Annotated in this window: 17 protein-coding genes; 8 read left to right on the top strand and 9 right to left on the bottom strand. The window is 73.5% G+C overall.

Annotated features, from left to right (window positions below):
* Window positions 1–36: 36 nt before the first annotated feature.
* The 4 genes from AB0D74_RS04250 to AB0D74_RS04265 form a co-directional block, all read right to left on the bottom strand.
* Window positions 37–3,288 carry a S8 family serine peptidase gene (locus AB0D74_RS04250; RefSeq protein ID WP_362580404.1) on the bottom strand — a complete coding sequence of 1,084 codons (3,252 nt, stop codon included), beginning with the start codon at window positions 3,286–3,288 and terminating at the stop codon, window positions 37–39.
* Between the two features lie 201 nt (window positions 3,289–3,489).
* Entirely contained in the window at window positions 3,490–4,485 is a 996-nt protein-coding gene (locus AB0D74_RS04255) for a nucleoside hydrolase (RefSeq protein ID WP_362580406.1), read from the bottom strand.
* An 88-nt stretch (window positions 4,486–4,573) separates the two neighbouring features.
* Complete coding sequence (locus tag AB0D74_RS04260; protein WP_362580408.1) at window positions 4,574–7,072, bottom strand: FG-GAP-like repeat-containing protein; 2,499 nt, start codon at window positions 7,070–7,072, stop codon at window positions 4,574–4,576.
* A 205-nt stretch (window positions 7,073–7,277) separates the two neighbouring features.
* Window positions 7,278–8,168: an SDR family oxidoreductase gene (locus AB0D74_RS04265; protein ID WP_362580987.1), complete on the bottom strand. Its 891-nt coding sequence runs from the start codon at window positions 8,166–8,168 to the stop codon at window positions 7,278–7,280.
* 110 nt (window positions 8,169–8,278) lie between these two features.
* Here AB0D74_RS04265 and AB0D74_RS04270 point away from each other — a divergent pair, with 110 nt between their 5' ends.
* The gene (locus AB0D74_RS04270; RefSeq protein ID WP_362580410.1) at window positions 8,279–8,851 is read left to right on the top strand and encodes a helix-turn-helix domain-containing protein; all 573 of its coding nucleotides are present in this window, start codon (window positions 8,279–8,281) and stop codon (window positions 8,849–8,851) included.
* 150 nt (window positions 8,852–9,001) lie between these two features.
* The gene (locus AB0D74_RS04275; protein ID WP_362580412.1) at window positions 9,002–9,787 is read left to right on the top strand and encodes a hypothetical protein; all 786 of its coding nucleotides are present in this window, start codon (window positions 9,002–9,004) and stop codon (window positions 9,785–9,787) included.
* Between the two features lie 4 nt (window positions 9,788–9,791).
* Here the strand turns inward: AB0D74_RS04275 and AB0D74_RS04280 are convergent, their stop codons facing one another.
* From AB0D74_RS04280 to AB0D74_RS04290, 3 genes are all read right to left on the bottom strand, one after another.
* Window positions 9,792–10,547, bottom strand: coding sequence for a TIGR03943 family protein (locus AB0D74_RS04280; protein WP_362580989.1), 756 nt, complete (start codon window positions 10,545–10,547; stop codon window positions 9,792–9,794).
* Window positions 10,544–11,548 (bottom strand): permease, encoded by a 1,005-nt coding sequence (locus tag AB0D74_RS04285; protein ID WP_362580414.1) that lies wholly within the window; start codon window positions 11,546–11,548, stop codon window positions 10,544–10,546. Before AB0D74_RS04285 ends, AB0D74_RS04280 begins: the two co-directional genes overlap by 4 nt.
* 78 nt (window positions 11,549–11,626) lie before the next feature.
* Complete coding sequence (locus AB0D74_RS04290; protein WP_362580416.1) at window positions 11,627–12,970, bottom strand: helix-turn-helix transcriptional regulator; 1,344 nt, start codon at window positions 12,968–12,970, stop codon at window positions 11,627–11,629.
* A gap of 112 nt (window positions 12,971–13,082) precedes the next feature.
* Between AB0D74_RS04290 and AB0D74_RS04295 the strand changes: the two genes are divergently transcribed.
* The gene (locus AB0D74_RS04295) at window positions 13,083–13,289 is read left to right on the top strand and encodes a hypothetical protein (protein ID WP_362580418.1); all 207 of its coding nucleotides are present in this window, start codon (window positions 13,083–13,085) and stop codon (window positions 13,287–13,289) included.
* 101 nt (window positions 13,290–13,390) lie between these two features.
* On the opposite strand, the gene AB0D74_RS04300 is transcribed toward AB0D74_RS04295, so the two are convergent.
* Window positions 13,391–17,122, bottom strand: a complete 3,732-nt coding sequence (locus AB0D74_RS04300; RefSeq protein WP_362580420.1) for a hypothetical protein — start codon at window positions 17,120–17,122, stop codon at window positions 13,391–13,393.
* A 356-nt stretch (window positions 17,123–17,478) separates the two neighbouring features.
* On the opposite strand from AB0D74_RS04300, the gene AB0D74_RS04305 reads away from it, so the two are divergent.
* The 3 genes from AB0D74_RS04305 (at window position 17,479) to AB0D74_RS04315 (ending at window position 21,336) form a co-directional block, all read left to right on the top strand.
* Window positions 17,479–18,243 (top strand): NPP1 family protein, encoded by a 765-nt coding sequence (locus AB0D74_RS04305; protein ID WP_362580422.1) that lies wholly within the window; start codon window positions 17,479–17,481, stop codon window positions 18,241–18,243.
* A gap of 132 nt (window positions 18,244–18,375) precedes the next feature.
* Window positions 18,376–19,152, top strand: coding sequence for an NPP1 family protein (locus AB0D74_RS04310; RefSeq protein WP_362580424.1), 777 nt, complete (start codon window positions 18,376–18,378; stop codon window positions 19,150–19,152).
* A gap of 210 nt (window positions 19,153–19,362) precedes the next feature.
* Window positions 19,363–21,336: an Ig-like domain repeat protein gene (locus AB0D74_RS04315; protein WP_362580426.1), complete on the top strand. Its 1,974-nt coding sequence runs from the start codon at window positions 19,363–19,365 to the stop codon at window positions 21,334–21,336.
* A gap of 4 nt (window positions 21,337–21,340) precedes the next feature.
* Here AB0D74_RS04315 and AB0D74_RS04320 read toward each other — a convergent pair whose 3' ends face one another.
* The gene (locus AB0D74_RS04320; protein ID WP_362580428.1) at window positions 21,341–22,396 is read right to left on the bottom strand and encodes a hypothetical protein; all 1,056 of its coding nucleotides are present in this window, start codon (window positions 22,394–22,396) and stop codon (window positions 21,341–21,343) included.
* Between the two features lie 588 nt (window positions 22,397–22,984).
* Here AB0D74_RS04320 and AB0D74_RS04325 point away from each other — a divergent pair.
* Window positions 22,985–23,425 (top strand): hypothetical protein, encoded by a 441-nt coding sequence (locus AB0D74_RS04325; RefSeq protein WP_362580430.1) that lies wholly within the window; start codon window positions 22,985–22,987, stop codon window positions 23,423–23,425.
* Window positions 23,426–23,685: 260 nt separating this feature from the next.
* On the top strand, window positions 23,686–24,669 hold the full coding sequence (locus tag AB0D74_RS04330) for a hypothetical protein (RefSeq protein ID WP_362580432.1): 984 nt from the start codon (window positions 23,686–23,688) through the stop codon (window positions 24,667–24,669).
* Window positions 24,670–24,705 lie beyond the last annotated feature (36 nt).

Below are 24,705 nucleotides of genomic sequence, written 5' to 3' on the forward strand. Positions count from 1 at the left end.
GGGCGTACGCGTCCGTGCCCCGGGCCGGGGCACGGCTCACCTGCCGAAGTACGCGTCGTACACGGTGACCGCCGACGCGTTGCCCTTCCTGTCGGTGATCCGGTACCTGAAGGAGACCGCCTTGCCCTCGGCCGGGTTCCGGTAGGTGACGTGGCCGTGGGTGACGGTGAGCTTCGTCCAGTGCCCGCCGCCGTCGTAGGAGGCCCACACGGCGAGGGACCCGAGGTTCCGGCCGGCCGCCGAGCCCTGGACGGTCACCGGCACGGTGACCCTGCGGCCGGCCGGGGCGTGACCGCTGAGGTCGGTCTGCGCGGCGATCCGCAGGACGGAGGCCGGCAGGGCGGTCGGCCCGGAGGTCTTCTTCGAGGTGAAGGTCCAGGTGGCGTCGATGCGCGAGGAGGTCCGCGCCACGGCCGCGGAGCGCCGCACCGAGGTGGAGAGCCGGTAGGACGCCTGCCCGGACGGCACCTTGAACACGTCGAGGCCGAACAGCGGGTCGCTGTTGCTGCCGACCCTGGTGCCGCCCCGGAAGAGGGTCGTGCGCACCGACAAGAAGTCGGAGGAACCGGCGTGCCCGGCGCCGTCGGAGAAGAGCGGTATCTCGCCGGAGATCTCGTTGCCGTCGCGGTCCAGACCGTAGTCGGCGGTGAGCAGCGGGGCGATCACCGCGGCGTTGAACGTGCTGGTGTAGGTCCGGCCGCCCTGGTAGGTCCGGCCGGTGCCGGAGGTGTAGTGGGCCGTGCCGACCGGGTAGCCGTACGCGTCGGGCTCGGCCGCGTACTGGTCGAAGCCCGCCGTCCAGAAGACGCCGCTGCCCGCGGACAGGTGCAGGGTGCGGGTGCCCGGCAGCCGCTGGGTGACCGGCCGGGTGAGGCCGGTGCCGCCCGCGGTCTCCGCGAACAGGGTGACCGCGCCGGTGCGGCCCGGCACGGAACCGCCGAGACGGGCCTTGACGGTGGCCAGCCCGCTCGCCGCGTAGTGCCTGGTGAGCGCCTTGAACGTGGTCGGTTCGGCGGTGGTGAAGATGTCGTACTCACTGCTCGCGCCGCGCGTCCACTGCCCGGTCCAGCGCTCGGTGAGGTTGCGGACGGCCGGGCCGAGGTGCGCGACGCGCAGAGCGGCAAAGGAGGTGGTGTGCACGGAGAAGTCGGCGACCGCGTCGGCGTACTGGTAGCCGATGCCCGCGTCCGACGGCTTGGCGGCGGCGTCCGGGACGGTGATGTCCGAGGCCCTGGTCCGGTTCAGGTCCAGGGTGACACGGGTGTCCCCGGTGACGTTCAGCACGGGCCGCGACAGCCAGTCGATCCCGCCCTCGTCCGAGGTGAGGCTCTTCATGCTGACCGAGTCGAGGACGTACCTGCCCTTGGGCACCCGCAGCGTCACGGTGTCGTCCGTGCTCTGCGAGGTGTAGTCCAGCCCCTCGCCGATCCCGGAGTAGCCGGTCAGGGTGGTGAGGTGGACCGGCGACTGTCCGGGCCGGTTCACGAACCTCAGCGTCACGTCGTACGACTGCACCTCGCGCTGCACGCCCACGGTGGTCCGGACGGTCCGGCCGCCGCCGGTCGCGACGACGTACCCCGAGTAGGCGCCGTCGGCCGTGCCCGCCCTGGTGTTCACGGTGACGCCGACCGAGGCGGTGCCGCCCGCCGGGACGGTCACCGCGGTGGCGCCGAGGGTCAGGAAGCCGGCCGGGGCCCGGCCGCCGCCGGGGGCGAGGGCCGTCGGGGCGAGCTTCAGGGTGACGGCGGCGGTGCCGGTGTTCCGGTAGGTCAGCCGCTTGGTGACCGGGGTGTCGTCGGTGTGCGGCCAGCGCTGGATGCCGTAGGACAGCGAGGGCTGCTCGGCGAACACGGTCTGCGTGATGGCCTTGTCGACCTGGATCCGCCCGGTGCCCTGCTGGTACGGCGTGTAGGCACCGGCCTTGGCCGAGCCCATCAGCACCGCCTTGAGCTGCGCGTACCCCCAGTCCGGGTGCTCCTGCTTGAGGATGGCGGCGGCGCCCGCGACGTGCGGGGTCGCCATCGACGTGCCCGAGATGGTCAGGTAGCCGGGCGGGTTCTCCCCCTCCTCCTTGTCGATGGCGCTGCCCGGGGCCGCGGCCCCGGTGATGTCCACGCCGGGCGCGGTCACGTCCGGCTTCACGGAACCGTCGGGGACCGGTCCGGTCGAGGAGAAGTCCGCGAGCCCGTCCTTGCCGTCGACGGCCCCGACGGAGAGCGCGTCGGCGGCGCTGGACGGCGAGTCGACGGTGCCCGCGCCCAGCTCCCCCTCGTTGCCGGCGGCTATGGCGAACAGGATGCCCTTCTCCTCGGACAGCTTGTTCACCTCGGCCTCCAGCGGGTCGGTGCCGGGGGTGTCGGTGCCGCCCAGGCTCATGTTGACGATGTCGGCGCCCTGGTCGGCGGCCCACTCCATGCCGGCGATGATCGCGGAGTCGTCGCCGCTGCCGTCGTCGTTCATCACCTTGCCGTCGAGCAGCTTCGCGCCCGGTGCGACCCCGGTGTACCTGCCCCCCGATCCGGCGCCGGTGCCGGCCGCGATGGACGCGACGTGGGTGCCGTGGCCCTGGTGGTCGGCGGTGTCGGGGGAGAGGGAGAAGTTCTTCGCCGCGACCACCTGACCCTTGAGGTCCGGGTGGTCGGCGTCGATACCGGTGTCCAGCACGGCGATCTTCACGCCCTTGCCGGTGTAGCCGGCCTTCCAGGCGGTGGGCGCGCCGATCTGCGGCCCCGACCTGTCGTCGCTGACCTCGCGGACGGCGTCCAGCCAGACGTGGGCGACGCCCGGCGCGGCCTCGGCACCGTTCGTCACCGCGGCCCAGAGCCTGCCCGGGTCCTGCTCCGGGGCCCGGACGGCCTGCGCGTCCAGGGACGTGAGGGTACGGCGCACGGTGGCCGCGTCCCCGACCTCGGCGCGGGCGGCCGTCGCCGCGCCCCGGTAGCCGACGATGACCTTGAGGCCGTTCCGCTGGTCCGCCCGCTCGCTCGCCGTGTTCAACTCGGTGATGTCGAAGAGGCGTTGGTCCAGTTTCCCGGCGGCGATCAGGGCCGCCGCGTCGGTGGGCACGACCAGGGTGTGGCCGCCGACGGTACGGGTCCGGAGGGGCACGTGCTCCCGGCCCTCGGCGTGCTGCACGCCGAGGACCCGGCCCCGGGCGTCGACGGTGACCCGGTCGCCGGTGATGAGGGTGAGGGTGTGGGCCCCGGCCGCGAAGGAGCCGGGGCGTGCGGTGGGCGTGGTGGACGCGGTGTGTGCGGTGGCGGTCTGGGTGAGGGCCAGGCTCGCCATGGCCGTCGCGGTCGTCAGCGCCAGGCAGGCGCGTATCGCGTTCCGCGTTCGCTTTCTCGTTCTCGTACTGGTGCTCGTGCTCGTGCTCGGCATGGTTCCCCCCGGGGCGTGGCGCCGGTCCGTCTCTCGCCCACGATGAGGTGCACCGTCCCGCCCGGGTTCCCCAACTCCTTCTCAGTTACGAACAGTTGACGTTCGGGATCAGCTCGCGACAGAGCCGGTGCCGGCGACGGTCGCCAGGTACAGCCGCACGTACCGCTCCACGTCGACGTCCAACGCCACGTCCACCAGGGCCTGTTCGCGGGCGCCGCCGTGGATCTCGGCCTCGCCGGGGCGGGGCCGGCGGTCGACGACGGTCTGGCCCCTGGTCGGCCCGGGGGCCAGGGAGACCTCGACCGGGAGGAGCCGGGTGGTCAGGCCGCCCGGGTCGGCCACGGCACAGACCGCGCCGGCGTCCCCGAGACCGCCGGCCGGGTCGTCACCGTCGGGGGCGTCGCCGACCGGATCGGGGGCGGCCGGGCGGTGCGCGAGCAGGTCCCCGGCGAGCCGCGCCCCCGGTTCCGTGCTCGCGCGCAGCCGCCGTACCTCCGCGCCCGGCACCACGACCCGCTGGAAGACGTCCAGGCCGTACATGGTGATCGGCACCCCGGCGGTGAGCAGGACGGCCGCCGCCTCGGGGTCGTGCCAGACGTTGAACTCGGCGACCGGGGTGGCGTTCCCGGTGGCGACCGCGCCGCCCATGAACACGATCCGCTCGATGTTCCGGGTCACCTCCGGGTGGGTGCGCAGCAGCAGGGCGATGTTGGTGAGCGGCGCCGTGGGGATCAGGGTGACCGGGCGGGGCGAGCCGAGGATCTCGCGGCGCAGCAGGGTGACGGCGTCGACGTCGGCGGGGCGCCGGGTGGGCGCGGGCAGCCCGAGATCGCCCATCCCGTCCGACCCGTGCACGTGCCGGGCCGACCGCGCGGCCTCGATCAGCGGCCGTTCGGCACCCCGGGCGACCGGAACGTCGCCGGCCCCGGCCCGCTCCAGCACGGTCAGGGTGTTGCGGACCACCCCGTCCACGTCCGTGTTCCCGGCGACACAGCTCACCGCCCGCAGCTCAAGGCCCGGGTGGCGCACGGCGAACAGCAGGGCGAGGGCGTCGTCGACACCGGTGTCGCAGTCGATGATCACGGGGATGGGCTGACCGGTCACAGTGGGGGCTCCTTTCACCGGGCCCGACTCTAGGCCCCCTGTTCCCGGACCTCTCGGGCGCCGGGTCGCTGCCGGTGCCGGCCGGGGCTCAGAACAGCCCCTTGTAGCCGGCGAAACCCGAGCTGATCTGGGTGCGGGTGGGGAAGGCGCCCTTGCCGTCGCCGTTCAGGCGGTAGAGCCGGCCGGCCGTGTCGCGGGCGAGGAGGTCGGTCCTGCCGTTGCCGTCGAGGTCGCCGGTGCCGACCAGCGCGTTGTAGGAGGAGCCCCAGCCGGCGGCGAGCTTCACGCGGGTGCCGAAGGTGCCGTTGCCCTTGCCGTAGTAGCGGTACAGGTTGTTGGCGGTGTCCTGGGCGACGAGGTCGCCGATGCCGTCGCCGTTGAGGTCGCCGGCGCCCACGATCTTCTTGTACGTCTTCCAGTCGGCGTACAGCTTCACGCGGGCGGCGAGGGTGCCGCTGCCGGTGCCCTTGTAGAGGTAGACCGCGCCGGTGGCGGTGTTGCGGGCGATCAGGTCGGGGCGGCCGTCCTTGGTGAGGTCGCCGGGCGAGGTGAGGACGTCGTACTGCTTCCAGCCGGTGGCGGAGACCGTCTTGTACGACGTCGCGGGCGTCGTCGCCCCGCCGCAGGAGGGGCGGTAGTCGCGCAGGGCGTCGCCGACGCGGACCAGGAGGTCGTTGCAGCGGTCGCCGTTCAGGTCGCCGAAGGGCACCGCCTTGGTGCTCGTGGACCAGCCGGCGCCGATCTTCCCGGTCTCCAGTCCGGCGCTGATCCCGTAGAACCAGCGCAGCCGGCCGGCGGAGTCGAGGGCGAGGAGGTCGCCGACGCCGTCCGGGGTGCCGTTGTGGCCGCCGAAGTCGTGGAAGACGGCGGCGCCGCCGGTCACGGTCACCGTGCCGGTGCCGAGGGTGGACGCGGTGCCGGAGCCGTACTGGACCGCCTTCAGGGTCCAGGTCAGCCTGCCGTTGGGGGCGAACGCGCCGGTGTCGGTACGGCCGTTCCACACGGGCGCGACGGTGGTGGCGGAGCCGGGGGCGCCGGTGAGGGTGCGGACCGTGCGGCCGGCCGGGTCGGTGACGGTGAGGGTCCAGGACGCGACGGCGGTGTTCGTCCTCCAGGTCGGCAGCCAGGCCTGACTGGTGGAGGTGGTGCCCTTGAGGGCCGCGGTGGCCGGGACCGACTGCTGGGTGACCTTGAGCCGGGGCCAGACGGTGCGGGCGGCCTCGACCCCCCGGTTGGTGGCGTTGGACGCCCAGTCCCACACCGCGGTGGCGTCGGTGGCGGAGCGCGCCGCGATCTGCCCGGCGATGGACAGCTCCCCGTAGAGCGGGACCGGACGGGCGGCGGTCCACGCGCCGTCGACCAGCGTGGCCTCCTGGAGCGTGTAGGTGTTGCCGGCCGCGGCCTGCTTCCAGAGGACGTGAACCGAGCCGTCCGAGCCGTCCGGGGCGATCGACGCGTCGAAACTGCTCCCGAAATAGGCGGTGTTGAGCTTGACCGGCGCCGACCACACCCCGGTGTTCGGATCGAACGCGGTGGTCCGCAGCCCGACGGTGGCACTGGCCCGGTCGTTCCAGACGAGGGTGATCCGGCCGTCGGCGCCGATCAGCGGCTCGGGGGTCGCCTCGGGGTTCCCGGCGGCGGCCACGGCGGTCTGCGTCAGGCTCCAGTCGGCGCCCGCGTCGGTGCGGGTCGCGTACTGGAAGGTGCCGTCCACCTTCCAGAGCAGCACCAGACCGCCGTACGGCGTCGAGGCCAGCGTCGCGGACGCGCTCGGCTTGTCGACCAGCCGCTCGGGCGTCCCCCAGGCGTCCGCCCCGGCGGGCCGGGTGACCGTCATCAGCCCGCCGATGCCGCCCGCCCCCATCGAGTACGACACCACGAGCCCGCCGCGCCCGTCGACCGCGATCTGCGGCTGGTCGAGGCCGGCGGTGGCGGTGTTGGCACCGGCGTACACGGCGAGGTTGCTGACCTTGACGGGCGTGGACCAGGAGCCGCCCTGCGCGCCCGACGTGGCGGCGTACACCTCGGGCACGGCGGCGCCGGTGGGCTTCCCGCGCCAGGCGGCGGTGAGCGTGCCGCCCGTGCCCTCGGCGAGGTCGAGCTGGTCGAAGGTGCCGTCCGAGGCCAGCACCGCCGGCGCGGACCAGGCCGTCGTCTGCCCGGCCGCCAGCAGCGAGACGGCGACCCGCTGCACCCCGGTCGAGCCGTCGGTCCACAGCACGGCCACCGATCCGTCCGCCCTGGCCAGCAGCCGTACCGTTCCCTCCTGGGTGGCGAGCGGGACCGGCGTGGACCAGCTGTCGCTCCCGGCGGCCCGGACGGCCGCGTACAGGGTGCGCGGCGCGTTGGAGGCGGTGGCCTCGGTCCATACGGTGACGGCGGCGCCGTCCCTGGTGACGACGGCGTCCTGGACGTCGGCGGGCCCGCTGCTGAGCGCCACCGAGGAGCTCCACGGCGGCAGGACGGTCGCGGCGGCGGCCGGACCGGCCGGGAGCGCGGTGCCCGCGAGGGCGAGCGAGACGGTGACGAGTGCGGTGGCCGTGGCCCGGCGGCGCCGGCCTGACGGCATGGCAGAGCTGCTGCTCATGAGTACGTTCCCTCCCCGTAGGGGCATTCGCCCCCCGATGTGCAGCCTAGGTGCAGAAACCCACGGAGAAAATCCTTGATCCGTGACAACTCTCCACACCCACAGCCCAATTGACCGCACACCGCACACCGCCCCCGAGCCCCGGCGACGCCCCCCTCGGTGTCCCCCTGGACCACTCGGTTGGACCACCCGGTGCTAGTCGGTGCTAGTCGGTTCCGAAGTAGTGCCCCTGCTCAAGGTCGGCCACCAGTCCCGGCTCCGCCGGGTGCCACCCCAGCAGCTCCCGGGTCCGCCCGCCGCGTACCGGCACGTCCAGCGACATGAACGCCCCGAAGAACCCGAAGTGCTCGGCGCGCCGGTCCTCCGGCACGCGCTCCACCGGAAGCCCCAGCCGCCGCCCGATCACCTCGGCGATGTCCCGCACCGCGACCCCCTCGTCGGCCGCCGCGTGCAGCTCCGCGCCCGCCGGCGCCTGCTCCAGCGCCAGCCGGTAGAGCCGGGCGAGGTCCAGGGTGTGCACGGCGGACCACTGGTTGGCACCGTCGCCGACGTAGCCGGAGACGCCCGTGGTCCGCGCGATCCGGATCAGCGTCGGCAGGAACCCGCTCCGGTCCCGCGCACTGTGCACGACCGGCGGAATCCCGACGAGCACGGCACGCACCCCCTGTTCGGCGAGCTCGCCGAAGAGCCGCCCGGTGGGGATCCGCGGATTGGCGCTGTAGGCCGCGGCGAGGTGCTCGTTGCCGTCGCCGTGGCCCATGCCGATGCCCAGGAGGGCCTTGCCGGTCCCGGCGAGCGCCTCGCCGAACGCCTGGACCACGGTCCGGTCGGTGGCCGCGGCCCCGGCCATGTCCCCGGCGGCCATCGCCGTGTGGTCGAAGGCGAGATGGACGACGGCGTCGGCGTCGGTCGCGGCCGACCGCAGGCCGTCCGGGTCCGCCAGGTCACCGCGGCGCACCTCGGCGCCCAGGGCCTTCACGGCCGCCGCGGACTCCTCGGACCGGGCGAGGCCGACGACCTCGTGCCCGGCGCGCAGCAGTTCGGGAACGACGGCGGAGCCGATGTGACCGCTCGCGCCGGTGACGAAAACACGCATGACAGCAGGCATGACAGCACTCTCCCCAGTACGGAGGACAAGGTGATGTGACTCGGTACCGTCACCATACTCCCGTGACGGTACCGAGTCACATCACTTAGGCTGTCCCCATGGCCCGATGGGAACCGAACGCACGACTGCGCCTCGTGCAAGCCGCGATCGACCTGTTCGGCGAGCAGGGGTACGACAGCACCACCGTCGCCCAGATCGCCGAACGGGCCGGGCTGACCAAGACGACGTTCTTCCGGCACTTCCCGGACAAGCGCGAGGTCCTGTTCGCGGGCCAGGACGAGCACGCCCGTCTGCTGGCCGAGGGGGCCGCGGCGGCGCCCGGCACCGCGACCCCGCTGGAGGTGGTGGCCGCCGCCCTGGACGCCCTGGCCGGCTCCTTCACCGAGGAGCAGCGCGCGTTCGGCCCACAGCTGATGCGGGTCATCGGCAGCCACAGCGAGCTGCGTGAACGCGCCGCGTTCAAGAGCCTCAACCTCACCACGGCCCTGGCCACGGCCCTCCACGACCGCGGCGTACCCGACCCCACCGCCTCCCTCGCCGCCCACCTCGGCGCCCAGGCCTTCACCACCGCCTTCGCCCACTGGATCACCCCGTCGAACACCCACCCCCTCCCCGCCCTGGCCCGCACCTCCCTCACCGAACTCCACGAGGCGAGCACGGCTCTCACGTAGGGGAGCACCCGCGTGCGGGGTCGGGAGTCACCCGGACGGACCGGTGCGGTGGTGGGGTGGGGTCGGAGGTGGTGGCGTGGGAACGCGCGTTGCGCTGTGTCTGTGCTTCGTCGTGTCCGAGTCCCGGTCCTGGTCCTGGAGAGGCCCCGCATGAAAGCCTTCGCTTCCGGTCTCGCCGTCGTCGGCCTCCTGGCCGTCTCCGCCTGCACCGCCGCCGAGCCGCCGGAGGCATCCGCCCCGGTCTCCGCCCCGTCCGCCAGCGCGACCACGGCCGAGCGGGCCGCTCCGACCAGTCCGGCCTCCTCGTCCGGCACCCCGGCGCTCACCGTCGAGCAGGCGCAGGCCGCGCTGATCGACGAGAGCGACCTGGGTGTGCCGTGGACGGCGACCGACGGCACCGCCACCTGGCACGACGGCCTGCTCAAGGCGGCCACCGGTCAGGCCGACTGCCAGCGCCTGCTGGAGTCCCTGTACACCGACGAACTGCTCGGCGCCCCGGCCGGTCCGCAGGCCGCCACCGCCCTCGACGACGGCGACGACTCGGCGCAGCTCCGCTACCAGGTCGACGCGAGCCGCTCCGCCGACGTCGAGCGGACCCTGGCCTGGCTGCGGACCCTGCCCCGCACCTGCGGCCAGTTCACCGCGCAGACGACCGCGGCCGGGACCGAGGCGGTCCAGATCACCGACGCCGGGCTGCCGCACGACCTCGGCGACGCGCGCCAAGGGCTCCGGATGACCCTCACCGCGCAGCCCTCCGCCACCGACGAGCCCACCACCCTCACCCTCGACATCGCCGTCGTCCGCGTCGGCGACGACGCGATCGTCCTCACCGCCGGCGCCCTCGGCACCCTCCCCGACGACACCACCGAGCAGGCCCTCGACATCGGCGTCCAGCGCCTCGCCCAGGTACGGGAGAAGGGGCGGGCGCAGGCCTGACCGGCTAGCTCCGGGTCTCGTACGGGTCCGACGGCTGCTTCACCGTCCGCGCCGACGTCGCGTCCAGCGCGGGCGGCCACGCCGCGTCCGAGCCCAGCGTGCCCCTGGGGTGCCAGGTGCCGGTGACGGTGATCCAGGTGTCGGTGGGCGGCGCGTCCGCGCCCCGGATCTCGACCTTGCTGGTGGTCGCGTCGGCGGCGCAGCACGTGACCATCAGGCGGGTCAGGTACCAGGTGCCGCCGGAGCCGTGCGTGACGAAGCCCGTCATCCGCACGGTACGACCCGTCAGCGAGCGCCCGCTGTCGTAGATCGCCCGCGAGCTGAACGCGGCGAGGGTCAGCTCCACCGGGTTCCCGGCCGGCAGCGCCGGGAACCTCCCGACCCCCTGCGCCGCCCGCTGCGCCGCCTCCCGCCCCGCGCTGTACGAACCCAGGGCCGGGGGAGGGAAGAGGAGCAGGGCGAGAGCGGGGAGGGTGAGCAGCCAGGCGATGCGGGGGCCGGCGGCACCATGATGACCGTGAGCGCCGTGGCCGTGGCCGTCGTCGGTGGCGTCCGGCTCGTCGGCGTCCGGTGGGTGGCCGCTCGGGCTGCGCAGGAGCGCCGTCGTCACGCCGAGCAGGATCAGGGCGATGCCGGAGGCGACCAGGTACGGGCGGAGTGCCGCCTGCACGTACCGGAGATACAGGTCGCCGAGGAGCGTGATCCGCAGGACCGCCGCGCCGACCAGGCAGAGCAGGACGGGTCCGCCGTAGCGCCTCACAGCAGCCACCACCCCACCAGGACACTGGCCGACAACGCCACCAGCCAGGTCGCCGAGGAGAAGCGGAGTGCGAAGGCCCGGCCGAAGGTGCCCGCCTGGAGGGCGATCAGCTTCAGGTCGACCATCGGGCCCACCACCATGAAGGCCAGCCGGGCCGTCGCCGGGAACGCGCTGAGCGAGGCGGCGACGAAGGCGTCGGCCTCGCTGCACACGCACAGCACGACGGCGAGCACCGCGAGGAGAGGTACGGCGGTCCACGCGGAGCCGGTGAAGACGTCGAGGACCGATCTGGGCACCGCGATGTTGAAGGTCGCCGCGGCTGCCGCGCCCAGGACGAGGAAGCCGCCGGCGTGCAGGAAGTCGTGCTGGAGGCCGGTGACGAAGGCGCGGGGGCCCGAGGTCCGGGGGCCGTGGTCGGCGCGCGGCGGGCGCAGCCAGTCGTCGCGGCCGAACCGCGCCCACAGCCAGCCCATCACCACCGCCGTGCCGAGGGAGGCGAGCAACCGGGCCAGCACCATCTTCGGCTGGCCGGGGAACGCGATCGACGTCGCCACCAGCACGACCGGGTTGATCGCGGGCGCGGAGAGGAGGAAGGCGAGGGCCGCGGCCGGGGCCACCCCGCGACGCATCAGGCTGTCGGCCACCGGCACGGACGCGCACTCGCAGCCCGGGAGGACGACGCCGGCGGCCCCCGCCACGGGCACGGCGAGGGCCTGGTTGCGGGGGAGGAGGCGGGTGAACACGCGCTCCGGGACGAAGGCGGCGATCGCCGCGGAGACGACGGTGCCGAGGAGGAGGAAGGGGACGCCCTGGACGGCGACCGCCGTGAACACGGTCCACCAGGCGGCGACGGGTGGGGTGTAGAGGTCGAGGGCGAGCGTCGGGCCCAGGACGGAGACGACGGTCGCGATGGCGAGGAGGGCGGTGCCACCGAGGACCACGTGGACGACGGCCCTTGTCAGGAGACGCAGGCCGTCGGCTACTGTCCGTTGGTTTTGCACCCCGGGGACGGTAGTGGAGGGAGCTGTTGCCCGGCACAGAGAAGGCTGTGTGTCGATAGCCCCCCCCGGGGGGGAGCGCTAGAGGGGAGGTTGGGCAGGGGCAGGGCCCAACGTCGTCGTGCCCGGGGCCGTGCGGTGGCCGAGGCCGGTGCGGTAGGCGTCGAGGGCCGCCTCCACCCGGCCCGTGCGGCGCAGCAGGTCGCCGAGCAGGCGGCACAGGTCCGCCAGGTCACCGGCCGCGCCCGCCCGCTCCAGCAGACTCAGCGCCCGTACGTAGTGCTCCTCGGCCGCTTCCGTGTCCCGGGCGTCCTCGGCGATGATGCCGAGCAGCCGGTGCGCGGCACCCGAATGGATCGCGCCGCGCTCGGAGTTGAAGTCGCCGAGCACGTCGTGCAGGAGTACGGCGGCCTCCTCCGACTTGCCCCGGCGGTGCAGGACGTCGGCCAGTTCGACGGCCGCCTGGCTGCGGTACAGGGCGGCCCGGGTCTCGGACAGCATGGCGAGGGCCTCCCGCAACTCGCTCTCCGCGCGCTCCAGTTCGCCGTTCTGGGCGTAGACGTAGCCGCGCATCCAGTGGCAGTTGGCGAGTTCGGTGCGGAGCTGGAGCTGGCGGTACAGCTCGGCCGCCTTGGCCAGGGAGGCGTCGGCCTCCGCGACCCGGCCCTCGGCGAGCAGGGTACGGGCGACGGACCGGTGCATCCGGGCGATCAGCGCCGGGTCGCCGGCCTGTGGGGCGAGCGCGAGGGCGAGTTCGGCGGCCTGGGCGGCGCGGGCGTGGGCGCCCATGTCCATGTACGGGCCGATGGCGGAGGCGTAGAGGAGCAGGAGGGCGTCCGGGTCGTGCAGGCCGCTGCGGTTGAGCTCGTCGAGGGTGGTCTCCAGGAGGTAGACGGCGTACCGGAGTTCACCGGCGAGGTAGTGGCTGACCGCCCGGCCGCGGATCGCCGGGACCCGCACCGGCAGCGGTTCGTCGGCCGTCCACAGCTCGGCCCGTTCGAAGAACTCCCTGGCCTGCCCGAGCTCACCGGTGTCCAGGGCGCACTCGCCCATCCCGAGCAGCGCGGTGGCCTGTTCGACCGCGAGCCCGTGCGCCTCGGCCTCCGCGAAGAGGTCCGCGTACTGGGCGGCGGCGGCCTCGGCCGCACCGGTGGCCAGGGTGCGCTGCGCCTCGGTGAGCCGTAGCCTCAGGTCGGTGGCGAGGTGGGCGGGGCGTCCGCTGGCCAGCTCCTCGTAGCCGACGCCGAGGCGGCCCGCGATGTGCCGCAGCGCCTCGTCGGAGGCCCGTACCCGCCCGGCCTCCAGCGTGGAGATGTAGGCGGGCGTGTAGGCCGGTTCGGCCAACTGCCGCTGGGTCAGCCCCCGTTCCGTGCGCAGTTGCTGCACCCGTCGCCCGATGGTCTCCGGATCGTCCCGTTCCTGCATCTCTCCATTACCCCCAACTCCCCCTGGACCCCTTGCCGTTGCGCTCTGCCAACCCCTAGGTTAAACCGCGAATTAAACGTGCTTAACCCGCCCCTGTTGTTGCGAGGTCGCCGTGCTCGGACGCACATCCGCACGCCCCACCGCACGCTCCCGGTCCCGGGTCCGCTCGATCGGGGGAACCCCCACCGTCCGTAGCGTCGCCGCCGCCGTCATCGCCGTGGCAGCGCTCATCACCGCCGCCAACGCGGGCCCGGCCAGAGCGACCGACGGCTCCCCGGGATCCTCCGCCCCGGCCGCGGCCCAGCACGTCGGCCGGTAGCCGCCCGGCACCACCGGGTCGCCCGGCACCACCGCCTCCTCGCCTCCTCGCCCCTCGCCTCTTCACCTCTTCGCCTCCTCGGCCTGCGGAAACACCGCTGTTCACGGCCGCGCGGCAGACCCTTCGCAGACCCGCCGGAACGGCACCTCCGGTACATACGTCCGCCACTGGGCCGGTGTCAGGCCCACGCCTCCCGCCCGGGCGCAGACCAGCGTCCGGGCCCGCGCCGGATCGACGACGTACCGCTGGAGCGGCACGTGCGCGCTGCTCGCGTACAGCGTCGTGCCGTCGGAGCTGAAGGAGAGCGCGTCGATCTCCTCGCCCGGGGTGGTGAGCGGGCCGCCGAGCGGCTGCTGGGTGGCCACGTCCCACAGCTGGAGGCTGCCCGCGTCGCCGCCGACCGCGAGGGTGCGGCCGTCGGGGCTGAAGGCGAGGGTGCTCACGCCCTCGGGGGTCGTGCCGAGCGGGATGGTGAAGACGCTGCGCAGGATGCCCTCCCGGTGGCGCAGGTCCCCGTCCCACAGGGCCACCCGGCCCGTCTGGTCGCCGGCCGCCAGCAGGGAGCCGTCGGCGGCGAAGGAGAGCGCGCCGATCTGCTCGCCCTGGACGAGTTCGGGCGCGTCGGTCGGGCCCGAGGGCAGGCGGGTCGCCCTGCCGTCGCCGACCAGGAGACCGCCGTCGGGGCGGACGCCGAGGTGGCTCGCGGTCACACCGGTCACGACCGAGGTGCGGCGCCCGCGGGCCACGTCCCACACCTCGTCGGCCACGGCACCCACGGAGGTGTTGCGGGCCGCGTACAGGGTGCGTCCGGCCGGGCCGAGGGCGATCTCCAGCACCGCGCCGCCGGGCAGGTCCACCGAGGTCACGGGATGTCCGTGCGGTACGTCCCAGACCGCGACGGGCTGCGCCACCGCCTCCCTGCCGGGCGCCGAGACGCCGTAGGCGAACCGGGTGCCGTCGGAGCTGAACGCCAGCACGGGCAGGGTGTCCTGGGGGACGACGGGCAGGCGGGGGTCGGCCGAGACGGGGACCCGCACCGCCGGGAGGGTGCGCAGCACGCGGCCGGTGGCGGTGGCGTGGAGGCGGAAGACGTACCGGTCGCCGGTGCGCTCGACCGTCGCGTAGGCGGTGCCGTCGGGGCTCAGGCGTACGCCGTCCAGCGCGGTGGGACGCCAGGCGGGGGTGACGGCCGGGCCGAGGTCGAGGGTGTGGACGGTGCCGCCCTCCAGGTAGCGCAGGGTGCGGCCGTCGGCGTCCCAGAACAGGCCGCCGTAGAGGTGCTGGTTGTTGAAGGAGTGCCGGAAGACGGGGGCCCCGGTGCCGGTGAGCCGCCAGACGCGGATCTCGCCGCGGTCGGCCGTGGCCAGGAAGCCGCCGTCGGGGCTGAAGGAGGCGTACTGCACCCCGGTGTCGTAGACGTCGGCGATCCTCCGGCCCGTGCCGGTGTCCCAGACGCGGAAGCCGGTGCCGGTGGCCGCGGCCAGACGGTCGCCGGCCAGGGCGAGGAACGCGGTGTCCTCGTCGCAGACGCGGTCCTGCCGCCAGGTGCCCGGCAGGGCGCGGCCGGCGGCGGTGTCCCAGACCTGCGGGGTTCCTCCGGAGGGGCAGAGGGCCACGAGCCGGCCGTCCGCGCTCAGGGCGGTGCGCGCCGTGTCCGGTGAGCCGGTCCGGAACAGCACGCGGCCGTCCGCGACCGAGCGGAGCCGCACCTGGTCGCCCTCGACAGTCAGCAGGGAGCGGCCGTCGCCGGTGAAGCGGAGGTCGATGGCGTCGGGCAGCGCGGTGGAGCCGCCGGTCCAGCGGCCGGTGACCGTGTCCCACAGCCGTACGGTGCCGTCGTCCGTCGTGACGCCGAGCACCCGCCCGCCGGGGCCGAGGTCGGTCACGGTGCCCGAGGGCACCCGGCCCGAGCCGAGGGCGCGGTGTGTGGTCACGTCCCAGGTGTGCCAACGGCGGCCGTCGGCGCTGAGCAGGGTGCGTCCGCCGTCGGCGAGGGCACGCCGGGGGCCGTCGCCCGGGGCGGGGTCGGTGAAGGTGTCCGTCTCGGTCTGGCCGAGGGAGCCGAGCAGGGCGCGGCGGGTCTCGGGCAGTTCGGCGACGCGCCAGGCGGCGGCACCGAGGAGCAGGGCGGTGCGCGGGTCGGTGGTGCGCAGGGCGTCGGCGACGTCGGCGACGCGGCGGGCGGCGCTCTGGGTCCGCTGGACCCGGTTGTCCCGGTACTCGCGCCAGACCGCGAAGCCCGTCAGCAGCGCGACGGCCAGGACCGCCGACAGGGACACGGTGAGAACGCGGTGGCGGCGGCTGATCCGGGCGGCGGCCCGGCGCTCGGCCTCCCGGGCAGCCAGCGCGGCGGCCAGGAAGGAACGTTCCGGCACGGTGAGGGCGGGGTCGGCCGGGTGGTCCGGGAACAGTTCCTCGGCACGGGCCAGCCGGGTGCCCCGGTACAGGGTGCCCGGGTCGCGGTCGTGCTCCAGCCAGGCGCGGGCCGCGTCGGCGAGCATCCGGTGGTGGCGCAGGCGTTCGCGGTCCTCCTCGATCCAGTCGTGCAGCCGGGGCCAGCAGGTGATGAGGGCCTCGTGGGCGAGGTGGACGCCGTTCTCGTCGGCGGTGAGCAGCCGCGCGCGGGTCAGCCGCTCGACCACGGCCGGCACGTCCGGGTCGGCCCACTGGGCCAGTTCGGCGCGGGTGAGGGGACGGCGGGTGTCGGGGGTGCCCTGGCCCGGTACGACCATGCGCTGCACGAGGTGGCGGGCGGCGCGGGCCTGGGGCGGCGTCAGGGCGCCGTACACCTCCTCGGCGGTGGCCGCGATCGCGCCGCGCACCCCGCCGGCGGCCTCGTATCCGGCGAGGGTGAGCATGCGGCCCCGGCGGCGGCGCCAGGTCTCCAGGAGGACGTGCGAGAGCATCGGCAGCCCGCCGGGTTCGCCCTGGACCTCCTCCACCAGCCGGGCGCTCAGCGTCCGCTCGACGATGAGGCCCGACTCCTGAGCCGGTCCGACCACCGCCTCCCGCAGCTCCTGCGCCGTCATCGGGCCGAGCAGCAGCCCGGCACCGCGCAGCGCGTCCGCCAGGTCACGGTGCTCGGCGCAGCGGGCGTAGAAGTCGGCGCGCACCGCGACCAGCACGCGCAGCCCGCTCTCCGGGTCGCGGGAGGCGAGCAGCAGGTCGAGGAAGCGGTGCCGCTCCCGGGCATCGCGGCAGAGGGTGAAGACCTCCTCGAACTGGTCCACGACCACCCAGCTCTCCGGCTCCCCGGCCGCGGGGGCGAGGAGGTGCCCGAAGGTCTCGGCGGGCGTCGCTCCGGGCGTGAGGATGCTGAGCCTCGCCGAGGCGCCGCGCGCCGCGATCTCCTCCTGGAGGCGCGGGATCAGCCCGGCCCGCAGCAGCGAGGACTTGCCGCTGCCGGAGGGGCCGAACAGCACCGCGAACCGGTGCTCGCACACCAGCTCGCCGACGTCCGCGACCACCCGGTCCCGGCCGAAGAAGAGGTGCCGGTCGCCCGGCTCGAACCGGGCCAGCCCGCGATACGGCGCCGGGACGTCCTCCGCCTCCCCGGCGGGCGCCCTGCCCGCCTCCGCGTCGGCCTCCTGCCACCTGCGCTCCCACTCCGCCGGGTCGCCCCCGCACGCGCGCGCGTACCCCCGCACCACGGCGAGGGACGGCAGCCGCTCACCGGTCGCGGCCTGGGAAAGCGTGGTCGCGGAGAACCCGGCCGTCTTCGCCATGGTCCGGTACGACGGCCCGCCGGCCGCCTGCCGCAGTTCGCGCAGCCCGTGCGCGAGCCGCTGGACGGGACCGGCCGCCGGATCCACCGGTCTCTCGGGACGCCCCATGCGCGCGTGCCTCCGTACCTGACGAAAGGGACATCGGGAGCGACGACCCTACGGTGCGTACGGAAACCGGCGAATGGAATCCGGGTGACAGACGGGCGACGTGGCGCGGGTCACCACTCCGCGGCGACTGCTCGCGGGAGCCCGCACCACTGCTCGCAGGGGCCCGCACCACGGCGCCGGGGCTCCGCCCGCTGCGTCCCGGCCCCAACCTGTGAACGCCCGCGCTCCAGTTCGGCGAAAAGCCGTCCCCCGTTTTGCGGAAAGCCCTTTCCCTCGCCCGCCCCGACCCGCCAGTCTCTCCCCGACCGGATGTCATGTCCGGAACCAATCGCGTGGACCGTCGACTGGAGCCCCCGATGTCCCGATCCAGGACCCGTCACCTCGGCCGAGCCGCCGCCGTCATGGGCAGCGCCGCCGCCCTGACCGTCGCCCTGCCGTTCAGCGCCTCCGCCGGCGTGCTGCAGAACCTGCCGGAGAACGCGACCTCGTACGAGAAGAACTTCGAGCCGCTGTACGACTACGACACGGACAGCTGCTACCCGGCCGCCGCCATCGACCCCGACGGCAACCTCAACGGCGGCCTGAAGCCGACCGGCTCCGTCACCGGCAGCTGCCGCTCCGGCCACCTCGACCACGCGAACACCTACTCGCGGACCAAGTGCAACAACGGCTGGTGCGGGACCATCTACGCCAGCTACTTCGAGAAGGACGAGGCCTCCCCCGGCATCGGCCACCGCCACGACTGGGAGTGCATCGTCGTCTGGGTCAAGCAGGGCGACTCCACCCCGTCGTACCTGTCCGCCTCCCAGCACGGCGACTTCGAGACCGAGGCGGTCGCCGACGTCCCGATGAGCAGCCAGCGCGTCCAGGTCGTCTACCACAAGGACGGCCTGAGCACCCACGACTTCCGGTTCGCCAAGTGGGGCGAGACCCCGGAGAACGACGACGGCGCCTGGCACCAGGAGAACCTGCTCACCTGGGAGAACATGGCCTCCAACCTGCGCACCATCCTCAACGCCTCCGACTGGGGCGACGCGAACTTCCCGCTCCAGGACGCCAAGTTCGACGACCACCTCAACAAGGCCAAGCCGAGCGCGATCACCTTCGACCCCTACGCCTGAGTCGGCCGGCGCGGAGTTGATCGCCCTGGTGAAAGGGGCTGCCAATCAACTCCGCGCTTGGCAGCGTCGGTCTCACCACGCCGGATCCGCACCGGGGGCCGGCCTGTGAACGAAGTACGGGAGAGACCGAGCATGTTCAAGACACTCAGGAAGCCGACGCTGTCCCGGGCCGGCCGGACCGTCGCCGTCATGGGCGCCGCCGCCGCACTGGCCGTCGGCCTCGCGGGCAGCGCCGACGCCGCCGTTCTGAACCCGCTGGGGCAGAAGGCGGGCACCTTCGAACTCAAGTACATGCCGGAGTTCGACTACGACTCGGACAGCTGCTTCCCCGTGGCGGCCGTCGACGCGAGCGGCCACCTCAACGGGGGTCTCAACAACAGCGGGTCGATCACCGGCGGCTGCCGCACGAACCACCTCGGCAAGGCGAACACGTACACCCAGGCGTGGTGCAAGAACGGCTGGTGCGCCTACATCTACGCCCTGTACTTCGAGAAGGACCAGACCCTCAACGGCGCCGACGCCTTCGGCCACCGCAACGACTGGGAGTCCGTCGTCGTCTTCCAGAAGCAGGGCGAGGAGCGGCCCCGCTACCTGGCGGCCTCCCGCCACGGCGGCTACAGCACCCACCCGATCAACGACGTGCCGATGGACGGCAACCACGTCCAGATCGTCTACCACAAGGACGGCGCGAGCACCCACGCCTTCCGCTTCGCCAAGTGGGGCGAGCGGCCCGAGGCCTGGGGCGACGGCGGCTGGGACAAGCCCGCCCTGGTCGACATCCAGCAGATGGCCGACGCCCCGCGCAACGCCCTGTGGAACTCCAAGTGGGGCAAGGCCAACTTCCCGCTGACCGGCAACTTCCAGGACAACATCAACAAGGCCCGGCCGTCCGAGGTCCCCGCGTTCTGACCCGGACCGCCGCACCGACGCGGCCGTCGGCGATGTCCCTCCCCCCGGACCGCCGGCGGCCGTATCCCGTCCGGGAATCCCGGTGCTGATTGTCAGTGACATGACCTAGTCTTCGTTGCATCCGCCACACGCGGCCCGCAGAGAACGCACACATGCGTGGGCCGCGTTCCGTGGCGTCCATTTCATTCGATCCGGGGGGTTCGAATCAGCGTGCGTATGCGCACCGTCACGGCCGCCACCACCCTGGCGGTCCTCTTCAGCTCCGCGGCCCTGGCCGCCACTCCGGCCTTCGCCGACACCAGCGCCCTGCTGCCGATCAAGTCGACCGGTGACATCGTCGTCGACGGCGCCCACCAGCAGGTCTTCATCAGCGACCCGAGCAACGGCAAGATCGTCGTCACCGACTACGCCGGAAACGTTGTCAGGCAGCTCACCACCAACCTCTCCGGTGTCAACGGACTGGAGCTGTCGGCCGACTCGGGCACGCTCTACGCGGCCGTCCGGGACCTGGACGCCATCGCCGTCATCGACACCGCGACCGACACCGAGACCACCCGGTACACGGTCGGCGACAAGCCGCGGAGCATCGCCCTCGCGGGCGGGAAGCTCTGGTTCGGCTACGGCGGTGCCGCCGAGGGCAACATCGGCTCCGTCGACCTGGCCGGCGACCAGCACACGGTCACCCTCGACCAGGACAACAGCTGGTACTCCGCGCCGATCCTGGACGCGGCGCCGGGCACCGACATCCTCGTCGCGGGCGACCAGGACACCAGCCCCGCCTCGCTGACCTCCTACGACGTCTCCTCGGGCGCCGCGGCCCAGCTGGCCCACATCCGCACCGACGGCAGCGACGTCAGCGACCTCCAGGTCACGCCCGACGGCAAGGACGTCGTGGTGGCGAGCGGAGCGCCGTACTACCACCAGGTGTACAGGACGTCCGACCTCAACGAGGACGGCAAGTACACCACCACCGCCTACCCGAACTCCGTCGCCATCGCACCCGACGGCACGGTCGCGGCCGGCAGCTTCGCCTGGTACGACCCGGACCTCTACATCTTCCACCCGGGCAGCAGCGAGGCCGTCCGCTCGTACGACTTCCCCAACACCGGCCACTCCAGCGGCGCCGACACCCTCGCCCCCGCCGGGCTGGCCTGGGCGCCGGACGGCTCCCGGCTGTTCGCCGTGACGGCCAACGACGCGGACGTGTACTCCCTGCGCGAGTACGACACCCCGGGCCGGGCGGCCACCACCGTCACGGTGAACGCCCCGGCGACGGCCACCCGGGCCAAGCAGCTCACGGTCACCGGCACGGTCTCCTCGACGGTCCCGGTCCCGGCGGACGAACAGCTCACGGTCACCCGCACCGACCTGGACTCCCCGAACGGCAAGGCGCTGCCCGCGGTCACGGTCAAGGCCGACGGCACCTACTCGTTCACCGACACCCCGCCGGCGGGCGGCAAGGTGACGTACAAGGTCTCCTACGCGGGCGACGCCGGACACACGGCCGCCTCCGCCAAGGACACCGTGGACGTCTCCCGCGCCAAGCCGACGCTGACGCTGAACAACAACGGCAAGGTGTACGCGTACGGGAAGGACGTGAAGTTCACGGCCCATCTCGGCACGACGTACAAGAACCGCACCGTGGAGATCTGGGCCGACCCGTTCGGCTCGGACAAGCCCAGCAAGCTGGTGAAGTCCGGGAAGGTCGACTCGCACGGCAACCTGTCCGTGGTCCTCGACCTCAAGCGGGACACCAAGGTCACCGCGAAGTTCGCGGGCGACGCCCGCTGGCAGCCGCGGTCGGTGTCCAGTTCGGTGGGCGCGAAGGTCAGCATCTCCATGTCGGTCAGCCGCCAGTACAAGAGCAAGAAGGCCTGGGGCCAGACCTACTTCTACTTCCACAAGACCAAGAACCCGCTGTTCACGACCAAGATGCCGTACTACGGCGGCCGTTCCCAGCGGTTCGACTTCCAGGTCTACTACCAGGGCACGTGGTACTCGGACACCTCGCAGTACTTCGCGCTGGCCACCAGCGGGGTCTCGCAGGTCGAGTTCACCGGCAACCACAAGGAGGACGTCGGCTGGCGCTTCCGCGTCCGCTCCGACTACATCAACGGCACGTCCGGTGACACGGTCAACTCCACGACCTACGGCGCCTGGAAGTACTTCACCTTCACGAGCTAGTCCCTCAGCTGGTCTGGAGCTGCCGGAGGTGCTGCTGGACGTTCTCCAGGGCACCCTCCCGGCGGCCCGGCACCCTGAGTCTCAACTCCGCGAGTGCGGGCCCGAGTTCGCGGGCCCGCACCGTGTCCTTGATGGCGCTCCACTGGTGGTGGGCCCGGTCCACGGCCGCCTCGACGGCCGGTGCGTCGGCCGGCTGGCCCGCGGCCAGCCGGGCGTGCGCCACGGTCAGCCAGGTACGGCAGCTGCGCGCCGCGTCCCCCGCGAACATCGCGAGGTCCGCCCGTACCTCGGACCAGTGCAGGGCGTCCTCGGAGGCCGGCCCGTGCGCCCGCGCGGCGGCCTGCTCCCAGCGGGCGGCCAGATCGTCCGCCTCGGCGTACCGGCCGTCCCGCGCGGCGGCGCTGATCGCGTCGTGCGGATCCCCGCTGGCCGGGGTGTCCGTGCTGAGCAGGAAGCCGGCGGCGGCTTCCGCCCCGAGCCGCGTGAGCACCTGCCGGTGCAGCTCCGCCATCGCCGGCCGGTGCCCGCTCCTCAGCACGGTCGCCACGGCCTTCATGTACGACGGTACGGCGACCTCCCGCCGGGCGGGCGGCGGCGCGATCCGCCCGTGCACGGCGTTGTTCCGCCCGCAGTCGAGCGGAACCGTGTGCAGTTGCTCCCAGGTCTCCGGGTCCGCGTGCAGGTCGAGCAGCAGCGTCGTCGCCCCGGCCGGCCGCAGCCGCAGCTCCTCCCGGATCCAGTGCCAGGGCAGGCCGGTGTAGCGGACGGTGGCGGGTGTGGTCCGGGCCAGCGCGAGATGCGGCAGCCGCTGTTTGCGGTCCAGGTGGAGCTGGCCCGTGACGAACACGGTGAGCGGGCCGGGGGTGGCCGCGGCGGCCCGCAGCCGGGTCAGCACGGCCTGCGGTTCCAGGGGGTCGGCGAGTTCGACGACGTTCGCGGTGTCGGTGCCGGAGAGTATCGCCGGGGGCACGGCCGCGAGTACGGACAGCACGGAGGCCGCGTCCACCATGCGCGCTTTGCCTGTCGGCGAGGCCGCGATCAGCAGCACGGTTCCGGGCATCCGGCCCTCCCCCTTTGTTCCCCGTTTTCACTTACGCCAGCACGGTAACCGCTGCGCTTGCAAAGCGGGTGCCCCCGGGGATGTTTGAGCCGGCTAACAACCAGTACGCCCCCCCCCAAGAGCACTCCCCCCACACCCCCTCCCTGCCCCCACTCCCCTTGACACCCCGGCCCCGTCCCTCTCCGCGAGGCTTCCCTGCTTCCGCCGCCCCCCTTTTTTTCCGCCGTGGCGGCGCTCGGCCACGGTGGTGTGGGTCGGCGGTGCCGAGCGGCTGTCAGCCGGTGTTGGGCTGCCGACCGGTTGCGGAGTGCGGCGTCGTCGTGGCTGGTCGCGCAGTTCCCCGCGCCCCTGGCGGGGCGCTGTCGTTACGGGGGCTCGGGGCGGCGAGGGTTGCTGTCGTCGTCCAGACCCCGCCGAGGGGACGATCCGGAACCGCATCCCGGTGAGCAGCAGGAGCGGCGCCGCCCTGGCCCAGGGAAACACGGGCGGGGACGTGTCGCATGTCGTACGGGATGTGCTGACCGACTTGCCAGGGGGTACCCGCAGGTGTGCTCTGGAAGGTGGGGGCGAGGAGAGAGGAGCACGCTCATGGCTCAAGCTGCACCCACGTCCGGCGGTATGCCCCGGAGCGGCCGGACGCCCGACGTGTTCAGTACGCGGATGCACGCGAGGGCCCGGCTGGCCGTACCGGTCGTGACCGGGCTGATCTATGGCTACTGGGCGGCGGCGAACCGGCGCATGGGCGGGCCCATCACCGGCTGGAACCTGCTGTTCGGCTTCCTGACCGCGCTCGTCTTCGCGGTGGTGCTGTTCGCCGTGCTGACCATCGCCCCCCGGCTGCGGCGCGAGCTGCACGCGGTGGTGTGGACCGCGTTCATCGGCATCGCCTTCGGCTTCCTGTACAGCCAGAGCGGCGACTCGATCCTCCGGTCCGTCGGCATGTCGCTCGCGGTCGCGGCGGTGACGTTCATCGTGATGTTCTACCGGTTCTACACGCACGAGGACGCAGCCGGACATCGCGTCCGGTAGCCCCGCGTCCCGCACGCGGTCCCGAGCGTGGGCCCCGGCCCCCACGGCCGGGGCCCACCTGTTTCCCCTGTTTCCCCTCACCAGTCGCCGAGGCACCGCGGGCGCCCGACGACGCTCCCAAACCAGGAAACACCCGTTCGGGTCAACCCTCCACCGGAGCGCGACGCCCCAAGGGATTCCGGGGGCCGGCACCGCCCCCGGAATCCCCCGAATGCATCACCCCGCTCGCCTGACCGGCCCTCAGGGGCTTGCCTGGAACCGTGCCCTCAGTGCCCCCGGGGTCCCCGTGGCCCGCGCCGCCCTCAGGTCTCCGGCGCGCCCTGTCGGCCCTGCTGATCACGCTGGGCTGCCTGCTGCTGCCGTTCGGCGCGCTCGCGGCCTGGGCGGCGTACGGGCTCGCGGACACCGGACAGTACGTCAGCACCATGGCACCGCTGGCCGACGACCCGGACGTCCGGGACGCCGTGGCGGACACCGTCGGCGACGGCATCATGCGCGAGGTGGACGTCGGCCGGCCGATGCGCGGCACGGTCGCGCCGTTCGTACGCGACGCGGTCCGGTCCTTCACCCAGACCCGGGCGTTCCGGCTGGCCTGGGACGCCGGCAACCGGGCCACCCACGACGCCGTGCTGCGCGCGCTCCAGGACGAGCGCGAGGAGCCCGTCACCGTCGACCTGGCGCCGGTCACCGCCCAGGTCAAGGACCAGCTCACCCAGGACCATGTGCCGCTCGCGGCCCGCATCCCCGTCCAGCACACGGCCGTCGCGGTACTCCCGGCGGACGAACTGGACCGGCTCCGGAAGGGGTTCCACGTGCTCGAGGTCGCCGGCTTCTGGCTGCCCGTCGCCGCCGTCGTCTTCTCGGTTGGCGGCATCGCCCTCGCCGTCCACCGCCGCCGTGCCGTCACGGCGACCGCACTGGGCACGGCCCTGGGCGGCGCCCTGCTCGGCCTCGCCCTCGTGATCGGCCGTCGGCTCACCCTGGCCGACCTGCCGCCGGACGTCCCGCACCCGGCCGCCGCCGCCGTCTACGACGCCCTGACCTCCACCCTCCGCACGGTCTCCTGGCTGCTCCTGGCCCTCGGCCTGACGGTGGCCGCGGTGGCCTGGATCGGTGGCCGCCGCGTGCGCCGCTCCGGGCCGGAGGAGTTGGACGGGTCGGTGCGAACGGCCGGCGGCGCGGCCGACTCCGCCTCTCTCAGGGCCGATTCACAGACTCCTGACCAGAACATGCCAGTCATGTAACCGGTTGCTTCTCCGGGAGTCACCCGGCGGGCGCAC

Origin of the sequence: Streptomyces sp. NPDC048278 (genome assembly GCF_040652195.1) — a bacterium.
Classification (GTDB): domain Bacteria; phylum Actinomycetota; class Actinomycetes; order Streptomycetales; family Streptomycetaceae; genus Streptomyces.